This window comes from Microcoleus sp. MOSTC5 (assembly GCF_036701825.1).
GTDB classification, from domain to species: domain Bacteria; phylum Cyanobacteriota; class Cyanobacteriia; order Cyanobacteriales; family Microcoleaceae; genus Microcoleus; species Microcoleus asticus.
The window spans coordinates 15205-33044 of the sequence record NZ_JAUBRK010000048.1 but is presented as its reverse complement, the minus strand read 5'-3'; the positions used below and the strand labels follow the sequence as shown (position 1 = coordinate 33044).

Here is a 17840-nt window from a genome sequence, read left to right as displayed (position 1 = left end):
AATGGACGCTGCATTATTTTTGGAAAAATTGGCGAGACAGCAAGCTGAGGCTGAGGTTGTTCTGGATGTTTCGGTGGTGGTGCCGGTGTATAATGAGGTGGAAAGTTTGCCTCATTTGATTGAGGCGATCGCCTCTTCTATCCAACCATCTGGACTCAGCTATCAAATTATTTGTGTAGATGACGGTTCTAAAGACGGTTCTGCTGAACTTCTACAGCAGTTAGCCAGCACTCGCGATGACCTTTGTGCTGTAATTTTGCGTCGCAATTACGGGCAAACTGCTGCCATGTCGGCAGGTTTCGATCGCGCTCGCGGTCGTGCTATTGTTACCCTAGACGGCGATTTGCAAAATGACCCGGCTGATATTCCGCTGTTGTTGGCAAAGTTAGATGAAGGCTACGATTTAGTTAGCGGCTGGCGGAAAAATAGGCAGGATAATACTATCAGCCGGTTGATTCCTTCTAAAATTGCGAACTGGTTAATTGGTCGCGTTACAGGCGTAACTTTGCACGACTACGGCTGTTCTTTGAAAGCTTATAAATCCGAGTTGGTAGCAGACTTGAATCTCTACGGGGAATTGCACCGCTTTTTGCCTGCTTTGGCGTTTATTGAAGGGGCGAGAATTGCGGAACTGCCGGTGCGACATCACGCCCGCCGTTTCGGTCAAAGTAAGTACGGAATTTGGCGGACTTTTCGGGTGTTGATGGATTTGCTAACTATTTCTTTTATGAAAAAGTTCCTGACTCGACCGATGCACGTTTTTGGACTTTTGGGACTGAGTTCTATGACGTTGGGAACGGTTTTAGGGATTTATTTGACTTTCCTGAAATTGGCTTTTGGTCAAAGTATTGGGAACCGTCCTTTGCTGATTTTGGCTGTGGTTTTGCTGTTAACTGGCGTGCAGTTATTTTGTTTTGGTTTGCTGGCGGAAGTGATGATGCGGACTTATCACGAGTCGCAGGGAAAACCGATTTATCGGGTGCGCGAGGTATTTGGTTCTAAATAATGGGTTGATCCCAATTATACTCCGTGATAAAAAGAGGAAAAGTTTTGAGTTTTAAGTTAAATAATTTAAAACTCAAAACTCAAAACTACTTCCTAATGTTCAATTCTCCAATCTAAAATCTAAAATCTAAAATCTAAAATTGATTGACTTTTTGTGCTTGTCGGAGAGATGTAATAGTTGCGCTCGCGTGTTGGGAAACTGCATCTATTTCTGCTTCGGTATTGAACCGACCAATACCAAACCGAATTGAAGCATAAGCTAATTTGTCCGATCGCCCGATCGCTGCTAAAACATGAGATGGAGATATTTTCGCCGAAGTGCAAGCAGAACCCGAAGAAACTGCCGCCGCCGGTTGCAAACCCAACATCAACGCTTGACCGTCAACCCCGGCTACACTAATATTGAGATTCCCCGGCAATCTCTTCGTAGCGTGACCGTTGAGAAAAACCTCGCCCAATTCACTCAAATTTTCCCACAAACGCTGCCGCAAATTAACCACTCGTTCGGTTTCCGACTGCATTTCTGCAATTGCCAATTCTACTGCTTTGGCAAACCCAACTATTTGCGGTGGGTAGAGAGTTCCCGATCGCATTCCCCGTTCGTGGCCTCCTCCGTGCATTTGTGGCGCTAGCTGCACTCTCGGTTTGTTGCGGCGGACGTAGAGAGCACCGATCCCTTTTGGCCCGTAGATTTTGTGGGCTGTCAAGGACATTAGATCGATATTCATCTCCTCTACGTCGAGGGGAATTTTGCCGATCGCCTGTGCCGCATCTGTGTGGAAAAGAATGTCATTTCCGCGACAAATTGCTGCAATTTCTGCGATCGGCTGGATGACACCAATTTCGTTGTTAGCCGTCATCACTGAAACTAAAATTGTCTCGGCGCGAATCGCTTTGATCAAATCGCCTATATCAATCAGCCCGTCGCTTTTCACGGGTAAAACAGTAATGTCAAACCCCAATTTTTGCAAATAGGTACAGGGGTCGAGAATTGCATTGTGTTCGGTTTTTACTGTGATAATGTGCTTTCCTTTACTAAAATAAGCTTCGGCGATGCCTTTGATCGCTAAGTTATTTGCTTCGCTTGCACCGCTGGTAAAAACAATTTCTTCTGGAGAAGCATTGATCGCTTCTGCTATGATTTGTCGTGACTGTTTTACCGCTGCTTCTGCTTCCCAGCCGTAGACGTGGTTGATACTGGCTGCGTTGCCGAATTGTTCGGTGAAATACGGCAGCATCGCATCAAGTACCCGTCGATCTACGGGGGTTGTGGCGTGATTGTCGAGGTATATAGGACGTGCGGACATAGTGCAGTTTTGGTTGAAAAAAGTGTTAGGTTTATTGTAGACGAGCCCCTTGTTCTACTACAAAACTTTATAATTAACAAATATTTGTGAAGATTTATGCGAGCTGACATTCAGGGATTAGAAATTACTGTTGGTGAGCTCAAGCACCTCACAGGCGTCGGGCCCGATCGCGTATACCGGCCGCCGACAGCGACTAAGTTTGCCCGCGAAGCTTTGAAAACAGTCGGTTTAATTGTTTTGGTTCTCATCAGTTGTTGGCTGCTAGTTGCGATATTTCCTAGAGCTTATTTGTTGTGGTTCGCCCTCCACTTCGCTGCGATCGTCGGTTTAATCTTTGAGGATGCGTGGAAAATTCAGTGCAGCCGGCAAAACCAACATTTAATTAATCTTTTTGATGATGTCGATCGCTATAATGGTATAATCGAAGCGATCGCCATTAACGATCGGATAGAAGATGCCGGCAATGCGGAAGTCAAAATAGGCGATCGAGCAAAAGTTATTGAAGCCTTGCAGCTAATCAGAGACGATTTAGTTCGAGCTTTGAAAACCGAGAGAATTCTCAGGGAAAACAAAAAATTTGTCGATACTAACTCCGAATTGTTTGCCAATAATTTGAAAAGTTTGAATGCCCTGCAAATTAGCGATCGAGCCAGCGAGCAAGGGCGATTGCTCAACGAAGCTTTGCAGGTAGCCGTGGGAGTTCAAGCAGAAATGAAAAAGTTGCAAGATCGAAACGGTGCTAATTAAAAAAAGGAAAATATTAGTAGGATGCGCCTCGGCGCACCTTATTTTGTAGCAACGCGCACCTTAATGAACCGATCGAACTCAAACACATTCTCCAAATTAGGAGTTATGAGAATAGTTAAAAAAATATCATAATTATTGTAAATTTTTACCTGTTACGTAACAGGTAAGGATATCTTGGAAAAGTGATGTTAACAACCAGGTCAGTATGTCTTCTGTTAAACCCAAGATTATAGTTCTCGACGACGATCCGACTGGTTCTCAAACCGTGCACAGTTGCTTGCTGCTGACACGTTGGGACGAAGACACCCTGCGTTTGGGGCTGCGGGACAAGTGCCCGATTTTCTTCATACTGACAAATACTCGATCGCTAACTCCAGAAAAAGCAGCCTCCGTCACCCGCGAAGTGTGCCAAAATCTAAAAAGGGCGATCGCCAGCGAAAAAATCGAAGACTTCCTAATAGTTAGCCGTTCCGATTCTACCCTGCGCGGTCACTATCCCATCGAAACCGACGCGATCGCCGAAGAACTCGGCCCCTTCGACGCCCATTTTCTAATTCCCGCCTTTTTTGAAGGAGGCAGAATTACCCGCCACAGCGTGCACTACCTAATAGTTAACAGCGTCCCGACACCAGTACACGAAACCGAATTTGCCAAAGATTCAGTCTTCGGGTACAGTCACAGTTACCTGCCAGACTATGTAGAAGAAAAAACCAAAGGTCGCATCCCTGCTGATGCAGTCGATCGCATTTTACTCGCAGACATTCGCTACGGAAGTTTAGATCGACTGATGGACATGACAGACAACCAATGTGCGGTTGTTGACGGCCAAAGCCAAGGCGATTTAGACACATTTGCCAAACACATTCTCAATGCAGTCAGTCAAGGCAAAAAGTTTTTATTCCGCAGCGCAGCGAGTATTTTAACATCCTTAGCTAACCTCGGCCCGCAGCCAGTAGCAGCCGACGAAATGGCAAAATACGTGAGGGATGGCAAACCGGGTGCAGTAATAGTTGGTTCCCACGTTAAGAAAACTACGGAACAATTGGAGCGCTTGTTAAAAGAACCCAATATAGTTAGCATTGAAATAGATGTATCTCACTTGTTAGAAGATTCACCCGAGTATCGCACCCAAATGCTCGATGAAATTCTCGAAAAAGTCCGCACTGCTCATGCCGATGGCAAAACGCCTGTAATTTATACCAGCCGCAAGGAACTCGAATTTGAAAATGCGGAAGTCAGGTTAAAATTTGGAGAGGCGGTTTCTGCTTTATTGATGGATATCGTGCGGGGACTACCGGCAGATATCGGGTTTTTGATTAGCAAGGGCGGCATTACTTCCAATGATGTTTTGAGTACAGGTTTGTCGCTGAAAAGTGTCAGGCAAATCGGTCAAATTATCGCAGGTTGTTCGGTGGTGAAAACCGAGGCTAATCATCCTCTGTTTCCCAATTTGCCAGTTGTTTTGTTTCCGGGAAATGTGGGGGATAGCCATGCTTTGGCTACGGTTTACAAACGGCTGAGCAAGTAGTACAGCTCGTTGAATTGCAGATTAACCCAGATGAATTTAGCTTCTGTTCAGGGATGAGAATGTTCATCTGCGGTTGGTCGATTGGTTTCAAAGCTCGATCGAACTTTATGGCAATTGCCACTGCACGGCAACTTCAAAAAAAATCTCTAGCGTACTTTTTCCTTGCCTAAATCACCATACTATGATATAATTTAAAGTCTGTGTGTAACTCAAGCCGATCGCCCAATCTCCCAATCGCCCCTCAGCAGCCGTTCTCAAAAAAATCAAATTTAGGAAAAAAAATTAAGGCAGAACTCTACATATAGAGCCAATAGCACAAGAGCTACTGCTATCAGTAGCGTTTCCAGCTTGTACCCGCCTAAATTTTAAAATTAAGTAGAAATTTGCACCTCGTAATTTTTAGCTGAAAGGATTAGCATATAAGGGTGACAGAACATTATCATCCCCTAAACTCATTAAAAAGTGGCCATTGGTTCAAGCTGATCTGTGGGGCGAGCTTTCAACACCTGCCTGCTGTACGGAATCTCACCTTGGCTTACACCTTAGCAGGCGCTGACTGTATCGATGTCGCGGCAGATCCCGCCGCCGTCACCGCAGCGAAAGAAGCCCTACAAGTGGCCAGCGAATTACAGGCAAGAACTCACAACCGCAGGTTTGGCGGCAAAGGGTTGCCGTTGCTGATGGTGAGTTTAAATGATGGGGAAGACCCGCATTTTCGCAAAGCCGAATTCAACCCAGCCGATTGTCCGGCGGACTGCTGGCGGCCGTGCGAAAAAATATGTCCAGCCGAAGCAATCGTTTTTCAGAGTGCTGGCAGTGGTTTTTCCGGGGTGATAGACCAGCAGTGCTATGGCTGCGGTCGCTGTCTGCCGATTTGTCCGAGCCAACTAATTTATACTCGTTCTTACGTGTCTGCTCCCGCCGCGATCGCACCTTTAATCTTGCAATCCGGTGCGGACGCCCTAGAAATCCACACGCAAGTAGGCAGAGAGGCAGATTTTGGGCGACTTTGGTCGAGCATAGCTCCCTGGGTCGATCAACTCAAGTTAATAGCAATTAGTTGCCCCGATGGAGACGGTTTGATTGATTATTTGCGGACACTCTATCAAATAATTTCCCCCCTTCCTTGTCCCCTAATTTGGCAAACCGACGGTAGGCCGATGAGCGGAGATATCGGAACAGGAACTACTAGAGCCGCGGTCAAACTCGGTCAAAAAGTTTTGGCGGCCCAGTTGCCGGGATACGTGCAACTTGCCGGCGGCACTAATGCTCACACTGTCAGCAAGCTGAGAGCCGGCGGACTGCTGTTGGATGGCGGGAAAAATTTGTCAGTTCCCCCTGTCCCGTACATTGCAGGTGTAGCTTACGGCAGCTATGCCAGGGTTTTGCTGTCGCCAATTTTAGAACAATTAGAAACAATGCAGACCGATCGAGCCTGTGCGGTTCCGGTGGCAGTCGCGCGGCCAGCAGCCGGAGTTCAAACATCTCGGCTACCTCAGCTCGAAGCCGTCCCAGAACTTCTCTCGGAGGCCGTGAGTTTAGCTCGTTCTCTAGTTTCCCAGCTCAAAGAATTTTAGTCAGTAGTCATTAGTCAGTAGTCATTAGTTACAAGTAAAAAACAACTGGCAACTGGCAACTGACAACTGACAACTGTTAACTGACAACTGACTAAAAAGTTGAAAACGTCACCGAACACATCGAGGCGAATGCAGATTACAGACGACCTCAACAGATTATTAGACATCGTGCCAGATGAGATCCGGCAGCCTTTAGAGCAGCACCCGCAGCGCAACAATCTCATTGAGATTGTTATGGATTTGGGCCGCCAACCAGAAGCTCGTTTTCCATCCTTGGCCGAACCTCTTTCCCAAACACCGATTTCCAAGGCACACCTCAACTATTGCATCGAGCGAGTCGGCCACTTCGGCGGCGACAATCGAGCCGGTATCGAGCAAACCCTGCACCGAATTAGCGCCCTTCGCAACCGCAGCGGCGAGATTATCGGCTTGACTTTGAGGGTGGGCCGCGCTGTGTTTGGGACGATCGGCATTATCCGCGATTTGGTGGAAACCGGTCAGTCAATTTTGATGCTCGGCCGCCCCGGAGTGGGCAAAACCACGGCCCTGCGAGAAATTGCCCGCGTGCTCGCCGATGACTTGGAAAAACGGGTGGTAATTATCGACACCTCCAACGAAATCGCCGGAGATGGAGATATCCCGCACCCGGCGATCGGCAGAGCTCGCAGAATGCAAGTTTCTCGTCCCGAACTCCAGCACCAAGTCATGATCGAAGCAGTGGAAAACCATATGCCGGAAGTGATCGTGATTGATGAAATCGGCACGGAACTCGAAGCTTTGGCGGCTCGGACGATCGCCGAAAGGGGCGTGCAGTTGGTCGGTACCGCCCACGGGAACCGGCTCGAAAACTTGATGAAAAACCCGACTCTGGCAGATTTAATTGGGGGCATCCAAGCGGTGACGCTGGGAGATGACGAAGCAAGGCGCCGCGGTTCTCAAAAGACGGTTTTGGAGCGCAAAGCACCGCCCACTTTTGAAATTGCCGTTGAAATGCTGGAACGCCAGCGCTGGGTGATCCACGAGCGAGTTGCAGATTCGATCGACACTCTGCTGCGGGGACGCGAACCGAACCAGCAAATCAGAAGCGTCAGCGAGACTGGAGAGGTAATTATCGAGCGCGAGTCGGCCGCTCCCCCCGCCCGGTTTCCAGGGATAACAGCTTCGAGCGGCCCGGCTGCGGTTTCGGCAATCCGGCCGGTCACACCGATCTCAGGGTGGCGGAGTGCTGGCAAAATGGTGCCGATGCCCGCTCCCAGCGAGAACTTGGCTGTTAAAAGCGCGCCGGTTTCTGAGACTCGGTATTTCGAGCAACTGCTCGAAGAATCCCTGTCCGTCGAGCCGGTACCTAAGCCGGGACGCTATTCCCATAATGTCGGCCCTAACGGCGAAGATTTGCCCCTCCACGTTTATCCTTACGGCATAGCTCGCCACCAGCTCGAACAGGTGATTTCGACGCTGAACCTGCCGGTGCTGCTGACGAAGGATATTGAGAGTGCTGACGTGGTTTTGGCTTTGCGATCGAACGTTCGCAACCAGTCGAAATTGAGGCACTTGGCCAAAACTCGCCAAGTTCCCCTGCACACAATTAAGGCCGGCACTATTCCCCACGTAGCGAGAGCTTTGCGGCGCCTGTTGGACATGGATGACCCGGGTACCCCGGAAGTGGCAGACCTCGCCTTATTCGCCCGCAGCGGTTCTTCTGACGAGCTCGAAGCTCTCGAAGAAACCCGCTTGGCAGTCGAGCAAATTGTCATTCCCAAGGGACAGCCGGTGGAACTCCTGCCCCGTTCTCCCAACGTCCGCAAAATGCAGCACGAACTTGTGGAACACTATCACCTGAAATCCCACAGTTTTGGGGAAGAACCGAATCGCCGCCTGCGCATTTATCCAGCGTAAAGTTGGAGATTGGTGCCTTTGAAAGCAGAAGGTAGAAGGCAAACGGCCGAATTTTTTCCTGGCTTCTGTTTTCTACCTTTTGCCTTTGAGATCGTGCCAGCTAAATTGACGATAATTTTTGTCGGGAGGGTTCGCGCCCGATCTTTAAAAGGGGCAGCAGCTAAGCGTCTACTCGCCCCGACCCTAATCGTGGGGTCGATCGACCGGACATGATATTATTTGCGTAGGTATCTTTATTTGTGAGTGCGATCGGCTCAAATGCCTAGCCAATCCCCCATTACCAATTCCAGATAATAGCAGATTATATCTCAACACATTTAGCAGGGTTGATATGAATGATGCACAAATTAACTTATTTATTCAATTAATTGCGGCGCACACGGGTTTACAAATTCGCCCGCAAGATCGATCGGGTTTATGTCAAAAACTTTTGACTCGGATGAAAGCTGTAAAAATACCCTTTCCCGAGAAGTATTATCAAATGTTAGCCGATCCGAGTCTGGAAAGTCAAAGCGAATGGCAAGAACTCGCGTTGCTGCTGACAACCAACGAAAGTTATTTCATGCGGGACAAAGGACAGTTTTCGCTGCTGGAAAAAGTTATTTTCCCTGAATTGATAGCTCGTAAAATAAAATTGCACGAGACATTGGGAATTAAGCCAACACTGCGAGTCTGGAGTGCCGGCTGCTCGACAGGTGAAGAACCTTATTCTTTAGTTTTTATTTTAAAACAGCTAATTCCTGATTGGGAAAAATGGGATATTTTAGTTTTAGGTACAGATATCAATCAAGAAGTAATAGAAAAAGCGCAGCGAGGAATTTACAGCCTTTGGTCGTTTCGCTTGGTTGACCCGGAACTGCAAACGCGGTATTTCGAGAGGCTGAAAATCGATTGGAAAATCGACCGGAATTTGCGCAAATTAGTTAGCTTTAGCTGTGTAAATTTAGTAACAAATAATTTTCCTAATATTTACACAGATATTAATAACATGGATTTGATCCTGTGCAGAAATGTTTTTGTTTATTTTGAAGATCGATATATTTCACAGGTCTTGAGAAAGTTTGCCAAGACGCTGAGACCTGGAGGATATTTAATGACTGGTCACGCTGAAGTTCACAATCACGTGATGCACGATTTTCAACCAAAGGTTTTCCCGGAGTCGGTTGTTTATCAAGCCAAGAATGTCCTAGGGGAGGAACCAGGTAAAATAGAGTCTTGGATTGCATCAGCATCCAAGGCAAAATTGGCGCTTGGGGAATCGGGAAAGGGAGGAGGAGTTGACGGCGACAGCAGTCAGTTGCTACCGAGGCGAACCCTGCTAGCTAGTTTTGCTAACGGCAATCTTGGGGATATCGGGTCGCTGTTAACAGCAGATACTGGGTTGGTAAATACGCTGGGAACTCCCTATGTGGAGGGAGGTTTGGCGCGTAAGGATGAGGCATTTTCACATCCTATTGGAGAAAAAAACTCGCAAAAAACTTATTTAATGCTAATTTTAGAAGCACAAAAATGCTTGAAAAATAAAGATTATACTGAGGCGATTGACAATGCTAAACAGGCGTTATCTCTGCAATCTCAGACTTTTGATGCAAATTATTTATTGGCTAGAATTTATGCAAATTTAGGTCAGTATTCTCCGGCGATCGAACACTGCAAGCGAGCTAGCAAAGCAGATGCTATGTCAGTATTTCCTTATTATTTGCAAGCTCACATTGCGGAAGAACAGGGCGACTTGGAAAAGGCTAAATTGTTCTTGAAAAAAACTATTTATCTTTGCCCATTTTTTGTTTTAGCTTATTTAGAGCTCGGGAATATATACGATAAAGAAGGTAACCTAAGTATAGCTATTAAAATGTACAACTCATCTTGCGATCTACTCAAAAAACTACCGCCCGATACTCCGATCGATCAGGAGGGAAAAATGACAGCGAGTCAAGTATTGATGGATGTTAAAAAAAAATTGGTAAAATTGTACAGCCAACAAAAGTGACCCGCCGGGACAAGCTAAAAACCCGGTTTCTTTGTAGATGCCTCGCTGCCCAACCCAATAGAATAGTAGAAACGGGTTTTTTTTTCGCAAGTCCTAGTAAATAAAGTCTCAGGGAAAATATGGAAACTAAGCCGTATCTTATATTTAAACAGAACGGTTTGCTCTACGGTGTAGAAGTCGGCTGCGTTCGGGAAATTTTCTTTCTGCCGGAGTTTACACCAATCGCCGAAGCGCCTCAAGATATTGTCGGGGCGATCGATCTCAGGGGCGAAATTCTGCCCGTGATGGATCTGAATCTCCGTTTGGGATATCTCTGGCAAAAATATTGTTTGACAGATAGCGCGATCGTCATAGAATGGCAAGGATTTCGAGTTGCCATCATTGTCAATGAAGTTAGCGAAGTTAAGTATATCCCCCAAGAGGCAATAACTCCGCAGCTATCTTACGGGGGAGACAAGGCAGGGGCGCCGCATCGTTTTTTAGCTGGATTTGCCCGCTGTGAAGGCGATATTATCATGCTGCTCAATCTCGATCGTTTAATTCGATATTCTCCCGACAAAACAGAGCCAGAAATGCCAGTTTTTGCAAGCGGTGCAGGCTCTTGGGCGGCAGCAGGCAAGGTAGATGGCACAAATTTGCCGTTAGAAATAGAGCCAAAATTGTTAGCGGAAGATGCTAAAGTTTTGAGCCAGCCTCAGGTTTTTTGTCCGAATGCTACGCCGGAAGAAAAAGCGATTTTTCGAGAGCGAGCTGACAATTTGAGGCTATTGGGCGATCGCGAAAATTCTGCGGAAATTAATCTGTCGCTGGTTGTGGTTGTTTTGAACGGCGAATACTTTGGTATTAATCTAAAGGTAGTGCGCGAATTTACTCAGATTAACCAAGTAACTCCGGTTCCTTGTACTCCCGATCGCATTATTGGAAATATGAATTTGCGCGGCGAGATTCTGACGCTAGTGGATATTCGGAATGTTTTAAATATGTCGGCGGATACAAAATCCCTATCTAAGGCGATCGTTGTTGAAATTGAAGATTTGGTCGTTGGTATAGCTGTTGACGAAATCTTAGATATTATATATTTGAATGTGGCAGAGCTTGCGACTATTCCCGCTGCACTAAATTCGGCTAACCGCGAATATCTTCGGGGTACTGCTTTTTACGAAGAAAAAATTATCGCTGTTCTCAACTTGCGTAAACTGCTGACAAAAGGGGGAGTTGTTGTTGATGAGGAGGTTTGAAAAAAAATGTTATCCTAAATCCGTTTTTACACTTCCGCCCAGAGAACCAATGTTATACCATGTTAGGCTTTGCTCAAAATGGTGCAAAATATCAGTTTAAAACAATATTTTATATCACAGCCGACAAATTACTTACAATCTATCATTGCGTTTGATGTCGCGTAGCGAAACGCAACGCAGTGAAGTGAAGCAATCGTTCTTATCTGAGAGTGTTTTTCTCTGTTGTTGCAACCGCCGCGCTGCCGACAAGTATTTAGAGGGACATGATTTTACCCGCGAATCAGGGTCGCGCTGCACAAACGATGTCCACGCAGCCCAAAGCTAAAGAAAACAGGGTAATAGAACAGAGCTATGATAGTATTTTCTAATGTCACTGTACGGCCTCGATCCTAGAAATCGCCGATTAATTTTTTTTGCCAACGCGCGACTCCCAACCACGATCGCATCGTCACAACATTACTAAGAGAAATGCTATCTTAAATTGAGGAAAAAAAGATGTTTTCTAAAATAAACAATTTAAAAATTAGAAACAAGGTGCTGCTCGGATATCTAGCGCCAGCAGCTATATACTTAGGGTTTCCCGTAGGAGTTATTTCTACTACAAATCAGGTGTTTAAAACTTTCCAAGAAACGGAAAGGGTACAGCAGGTAGTCGGAGAAACAACTAAGATATCCCTAGGTGCTGAGCAAATGGTACGGGGGCTACGCGGGTATTTAATTAATAATAAAAATCAGGAGTTTTTAACGGATTTTCGCGCAGGTGCAGAGTTGGCTCGGCAGTCGGCGAATAATGTAGAGCCGACCGTTAAAGATCGAGAACAGAGAATGCGTTTGCACAGGATGCGAGAGCTAGTCAACCAATATTATGAGGGTTCTAACAAAGACATTGTTCGCTTATTGGAGCAAAATCAGACAGCGAAAGCCACCGCTGTATTTAATACAGGCAAGTACACAAATTTTGTGAAGAACTTTTTGAAAGTGAACCGGGAATTTCGGGAAAGAGAATTCAATCTGGTTAAGCAAAAAACGCAAATGACTAAGGAAGCTTTAAACTTTTTGGTATCGACGCTGGTAATTGGTTCGGTGCTGTTAGTGCTGTTTGGTACGGGTCTAGCTTGGCTGATTTCGTCACAAATTGTTGGAACTATAGATCGCGCAATTAGTTCGATCGCCAGTTCTTCCACTGAGATTGCAGCAACAGTTGAAGAACAGGAACGCATGGCAAGCCAGCAAGCAGCTTCAGTCAATCAAACTACTACGACGATGGACGAATTGGGCGCATCTTCTAGAGCGACTTCACAGCAGATAGAAACTGCCGAATCTCAAGCAATGCAAGCTTTAAGTTTAGCTGGCATAGGTACAAAAGCTGTCGAAGAAACTTTAAAAGCAATGGCAACGCTGAAAACTAAAGTGCAAGATATGCAAGGGCAAATTATGCAGTTGAGCGAGCAAGCTGATCGAATTGGGAATATTTCAACTTTAGTTAGCGATTTGGCAAATCAAACTAATATGTTAGCGCTAAATGCTGCGGTGGAAGCTGTACGGGCGGGCGAGCACGGCAAAGGGTTCGGCGTTGTGGCATCAGAAATTCGGAAACTTGCCGAGCGCAGTAAAAAATCTGCCACGCAAATTAATCTGTTAGTTGCTGATATTCAGAAAGCGATTAATTTAACAGTAATGGTGACAGATGAAGGTACTAAAACTGTGGAAGCTGGGGTGAAGATTGCATCAGAAACCACTGCGGCATTTGCCGGAGTGGCTAATGCAATTAACAACGTGGTTTTGAGTTCTCAGCAAGTTTCGCTGAATGCCAAACAGCAAGCGCTCGCGATCGAACAAGTGGTGGAAGCGATGAACTCTCTCAACCAAGGAGCGGCACAAACGGCTTGCGGTATCGCTCAAACTAAAGTCGGCACTCAAAAATTGAATGAAGCTGCTTTAGATTTAAAAGCAGTTGTTTAGAATAGTTATCAGTTATGATAGTTTGCCACAAAAATGCAGCAGCAGGCAAGCTCCCAGCCCCGATACTCATTAGTCATTTCCAAATATCAAATCTCAAATATCAAATCTCAAATAGTATAAGTTATCAGTTATGAAGTTATGATAAAAAAAATTAAAAACTGGTCTTTAAGAGTTAAAGCGATTGTTTTTGCGATCGCCCTCAGTACAATCCCAGTTCTATTGACAGGAGCGATGACTTATTTATTTGCCAGCGAGAACATGACTAACTACGTAATTAAGTACCAAGAATTACGGGCGATCGCTACAGCAAATGAAGTCAGCAACTTTCTTTTTGAACGCTACCTAGACGTTAATGAACTAGCTAGTTTAGCTATACTGAACGACCCCAGAGTCAGTAAAAAAACATCAACCATTCAAAAACAAGCTCTGTTAGATAAATATATAAATGGAGGGGAAGGCTACGACAGTATTGCAGTCGCAGACCTCCAGGGGAATACTATTTTGCAATCGAGCGGAGAACCGATTATAGATTTCGGAAAACGCGACTATTTTCAAAAAGTAACTAAAACTAATCTTCCTACTGTTGTGCAGCCCAGGAAGTCATTTATCAATGGCAAATACGCCATTTTTGCAGCGGCACCAGTTGTCGATATCAATACAGGAAAAACTATTGCCGTTATCAGAACTCGCACGCCTACAACTTATTTAGACCAGGGTTTTTACGAAAACACAGATAAATTAATCAGATACTCGGAGGAATTTCAAAAAGAGGAATACCATTTGATTGACGGCAATGGCAAGTTTTTTTCAGCAACAGAAATTGATGATGTGAGCAGAGATGCACAGTCAGTATTTAATGTTTTTGCCAAATTGCAAGCCGAAAAAAAGATTAACAGTGCTATCGATATCAATCGCATTGATGGATCTAAGCAACTGATTACTTATGCTCCTATTGAAAATTTAAAAAATATGCCCGAATTGGGTTGGAGCGTGATTATTGCCAACGATACAAAAAATGTATTTGCTCCCCAAGAAGATATGCTGTATGCTCTGATTGCTGGAGTTGGAATGACGGCTGCTATTGTTAGCGTTATCGCCACTTTTTTAGCTAGTCGAACTACTGGCTCGGTTAATGAAATTGTGCGGGCGATCGCCTCTTCTTCCTCGCAAATTGGTGTCACCGTGGAACAGCAGGAACGCATCGCCAGCCAACAACTATATGCTGTCCATCGAACTGCTACTACAATGGATGAATTGGGGGAATCAAGCAAAGCTTGTGCCTCACAAGCCGAAGCGGCTGCTTTCGGGGCCTCACAGGCCCTTAAACTCACAGCAGGAGGCAGTCAAGCTGTAGACAATACCTTGAAAGAAATGGCAACTTTGACAGAAACGGTAGCAGCAATTCAAAAGCAAATTTTGCGTTTAAGCGAGCAAACCGATCGCATTGGCAATATCTCCAGTTTAGTCAGCGAGTTAGCAAACCAAACAAATATGCTTGCCCTCAACGCTGCTGTCGAAGCAGTGAGAGCAGGTGAAAGCGGCAAAGGATTTGCTGTTGTTGCCAGCGAGATTCGCAAATTAGCCGATCGGAGCAAGGAATCTGCTAGCAAGATTAATGCTTTAGTTGCAGACATCCAGAAAGCGATTATTTCAACAGAAACGGTGATGGATAATGGCACAAAAACTGTAGCAAATGGAGTAAGAATTGCCAGAAAAACTGCTGACGCATTTGCTGGGGTGGCAGAATCGATTGAGCGCATTGTTTTGAACAGCAAACAAATTTCTTGTACAGCAATAAACCAGGCGAGCGCCATTGAGGATGTAGTTGAAGTTGTCAACTCTCTTAACCTCGCTGCTCAGGAAACTGCCACCGGAATTTCTCAAGTCAAACTCGGCATTTCTCAACTCAACCAAGCAGCCCAAAATTTAAAAGCAGTAGTTTAGTCAGATGTTGGAAGATGTTCGACAAAAAATGTAACGGATAGAAGAAAGAATTACCCATTACCGATTACAACTTCTAGATTACCGATTACCGCTTCTCAATTAGCAATAACCCATTACCGAAAGATATATATGATTGAAGATGAAGAACTCCGAGATGTATTTAAAATCGCTAGTCAAGAACACTTGCAGAAACTAGACGATGGATTGCTGTACTTGGAACAACACCCGAGGGACACAGCTAAGTTAGAAGAATTGCTGCGGGAAACCCATTCTCTTAAAGGCGATGCTGGAATGCTGGGAGTAAAAGATGTAGCATCTTTAGCTCATCAAATAGAGCATATTTTGGGAGGTGTCAAGCGCGGAGAAACTCAACTAAATCTAGATATTAGCGATCGACTTTCGCAAGGTTTAGACGCCATGCGCAAACTCGTTAACGAAGCCGTCACGGGCCAAGATTCCGGCGTCAATACATTTTACGTGCTCGCTAGCATGATGGGTGCTTCTAACCAGCCCCAGTTAGTCCCCCCGACAGCAGAGCCAGCATCTTCACAAGTACCGGAACAAGAATTAGTAAAAATGCAATTTACTGATTCGGAAACGCCGCCACCAGAAACAAACAGTGAAACTTCTTTCGCCACTGATTTATATAATAATTTCTCTTTGTTGACGCTACCATCCGAGCAAGAATTGCTGCAGCAAGCTCAAAACTTGCCTGCCGCTGCTGGGCCCGCTGCTGCATCGGCTTCTCCATCGGCTTCTCAACCCACTGTTAACGGTTCCTTTAGTTCGTCTTACCGCATTGAAACAATTCGCGTTGCTACCCAAAATCTAGACGATTTAATGACTCAAGCAGGGGAACTTACTGTTACCAAAACTCGGCTAGTACACCGACTTGCTGCTCTCGGAAAGCTGACCGCTTTGTGGGAAGATTGGAGCCGAGAAGCTTTACAAAATCGGTTGGCTCTTAATCAGATAGAAGCTGAGGAAACTGGGTTTCAAAAAAACGCGGTCGTCATGCAGTTACATAGTTATTGCCAGCGGACTGAAGAGCATTTAGAATGTCTGGGAGATCTAGTAAATCATTTGAACAATCGAGTTGATGAAGATACTGCCAGACTCGAATTAATTGCTGAGGAATTAGGCTCTGGAATTCGCACTCTCAGACTGCTGCCTTTGTCTACTATTTTTAATCTATTTCCCCGAGCGGTTAGAGACTTGGCGAAGCGGGAAGGAAAAGAAGTTGAATTAATCATCGAAGGTGGAGAAATTCTAGTTGATAAACGCATTTTAGAAGAAATGAAAGACCCTTTGATGCACATGATTCGGAATGCGATCGACCACGGCATCGAGACTGCCGCTGGACGCGAAAAGCTCGGCAAACCTCCCGCCGGAACTCTCCGAATTAAAGGCTACCATACTGCTAGTAATATTATTATTGAAGTTGCTGATGATGGCCAGGGTCTGAATCTCGATCGCATTAAACAAACTGCTCTCAAACGCAACATCTGCACGCCGGAAGCACTCGCCATCATGACAGAAAGCCAAATTCAATCCCTGATTTTTTCTCCGGGTTTTTCCACCAGAACATTTGTTACTGAAATCTCGGGTCGGGGAGTGGGTTTAGATGTAGTTAAGACTAATGTTGAAGCACTAAAAGGCAGCATTCAAGTTGAATCTGTATCAGGAAAAGGATGCAGCTTGCGGCTCCTACTCAGCACGTCTATAGCTACTGCTAATATATTAATTGTTGCGGTTGAAAATCTTGCTTACGGGCTGCCAATTGAGTTTGTGGAAACGGCAAAAATGGTTGCTTATTCTGATGTTTTTACCGTGGAAGGTAAGGCAACTATACTTGCCAATGGTCAGCCCATATCAGTTGCTTATTTGGCAGATATACTAGAATTAAACAAGAGAGCATGGCTTCCGAAAAATCGGGAGTGGACACAGGAAAGCGGGAGAGATATCAACAGAAAAGTAGAGGGAGAATCCCTGAATTCAAATTCACCGAAAATGTCTTGTATTGTTCTGAAAGTTGGGGAGGAAAGATTGGGATTATTTATAGATGCTTTGATTGAGGCACAGGATGTGGTGATTAAACCTCAAAGTCAATTGCTGAAACGGGTGCGAAATGTTTCTGGTGCAACGATTCTCGGGACGGGGGAAGTTTGTATGATACTCAATCCCCACGATTTGATAAAATCTGTACGCCAGCAAGTTTCGCCGCGTGGGGTTTCTGGTGGGCGATCGCCCATTGAGACGGTCAGCCGAAAACAAGTTATACTTTTAGCAGAAGACTCGATCGCTACCCGCACTCAAGAAAAGCGCATCCTGGAAGGCGCGGGTTACGAAGTTGTGACAGCGGTAGACGGATTGGATGCTTTCCATAAATTAAAAACTCGCTACTTTGATGCAGTGATTTCTGACGTGCAAATGCCAAATTTAGACGGTTTGGCGCTGACTGTTAAGATTCGAGAGCAAAAAGAATACAGTGAGTTGCCGATAATTTTAGTGACATCTTTGGCGTCGGATGAAGATAGAAAAAGAGGGGCTGATGCCGGGGCAAATGCTTATATTCCTAAAGGTACGTTCAATCAAGATGTGCTGGTAGAGACACTAAAAAGGTTAGTTTAACCATTAGTCATTAGT

General features: G+C 45.4%; 11 protein-coding genes. 10 read left to right on the top strand and 1 reads right to left on the bottom strand.

Annotated features, from left to right (window positions below):
- Position 1 precedes the first annotated feature (1 nt).
- Entirely contained in the window at positions 2–1006 is a 1005-nt protein-coding gene (locus QUA54_RS23835) for a glycosyltransferase family 2 protein (protein ID WP_333200361.1), read from the top strand.
- 133 nt (positions 1007–1139) lie between these two features.
- Here the strand turns inward: QUA54_RS23835 and QUA54_RS23830 are convergent, their stop codons facing one another.
- The gene (locus tag QUA54_RS23830; RefSeq protein ID WP_333416571.1) at positions 1140–2312 is read right to left on the bottom strand and encodes an IscS subfamily cysteine desulfurase; all 1173 of its coding nucleotides are present in this window, start codon (positions 2310–2312) and stop codon (positions 1140–1142) included.
- A gap of 96 nt (positions 2313–2408) precedes the next feature.
- On the opposite strand from QUA54_RS23830, the gene QUA54_RS23825 reads away from it, so the two are divergent.
- The 9 genes from QUA54_RS23825 (at position 2409) to QUA54_RS23785 (ending at position 17825) form a co-directional block, all read left to right on the top strand.
- On the top strand, positions 2409–3059 hold the full coding sequence (locus QUA54_RS23825; protein WP_333416570.1) for a hypothetical protein: 651 nt from the start codon (positions 2409–2411) through the stop codon (positions 3057–3059).
- 205 nt (positions 3060–3264) lie between these two features.
- Positions 3265–4587, top strand: a complete 1323-nt coding sequence (locus QUA54_RS23820; RefSeq protein ID WP_333416569.1) for a four-carbon acid sugar kinase family protein — start codon at positions 3265–3267, stop codon at positions 4585–4587.
- A gap of 425 nt (positions 4588–5012) precedes the next feature.
- On the top strand, positions 5013–6164 hold the full coding sequence (ldpA, locus tag QUA54_RS23815) for a circadian clock protein LdpA (RefSeq protein WP_333416568.1): 1152 nt from the start codon (positions 5013–5015) through the stop codon (positions 6162–6164).
- Positions 6165–6293: 129 nt separating this feature from the next.
- On the top strand, positions 6294–8060 hold the full coding sequence (locus QUA54_RS23810; protein WP_333190230.1) for a R3H domain-containing nucleic acid-binding protein: 1767 nt from the start codon (positions 6294–6296) through the stop codon (positions 8058–8060).
- A 331-nt stretch (positions 8061–8391) separates the two neighbouring features.
- Positions 8392–10050 carry a CheR family methyltransferase gene (locus QUA54_RS23805; RefSeq protein ID WP_333416567.1) on the top strand — a complete coding sequence of 553 codons (1659 nt, stop codon included), beginning with the start codon at positions 8392–8394 and terminating at the stop codon, positions 10048–10050.
- Between the two features lie 119 nt (positions 10051–10169).
- Entirely contained in the window at positions 10170–11288 is a 1119-nt protein-coding gene (locus tag QUA54_RS23800) for a chemotaxis protein CheW (RefSeq protein ID WP_333416566.1), read from the top strand.
- A gap of 495 nt (positions 11289–11783) precedes the next feature.
- Complete coding sequence (locus tag QUA54_RS23795; RefSeq protein ID WP_333416565.1) at positions 11784–13250, top strand: methyl-accepting chemotaxis protein; 1467 nt, start codon at positions 11784–11786, stop codon at positions 13248–13250.
- 138 nt (positions 13251–13388) lie between these two features.
- Positions 13389–15194, top strand: coding sequence for a methyl-accepting chemotaxis protein (locus QUA54_RS23790; RefSeq protein ID WP_333416564.1), 1806 nt, complete (start codon positions 13389–13391; stop codon positions 15192–15194).
- Positions 15195–15323: 129 nt separating this feature from the next.
- Complete coding sequence (locus tag QUA54_RS23785) at positions 15324–17825, top strand: hybrid sensor histidine kinase/response regulator (RefSeq protein ID WP_333416563.1); 2502 nt, start codon at positions 15324–15326, stop codon at positions 17823–17825.
- Positions 17826–17840: the final 15 nt, after the last annotated feature.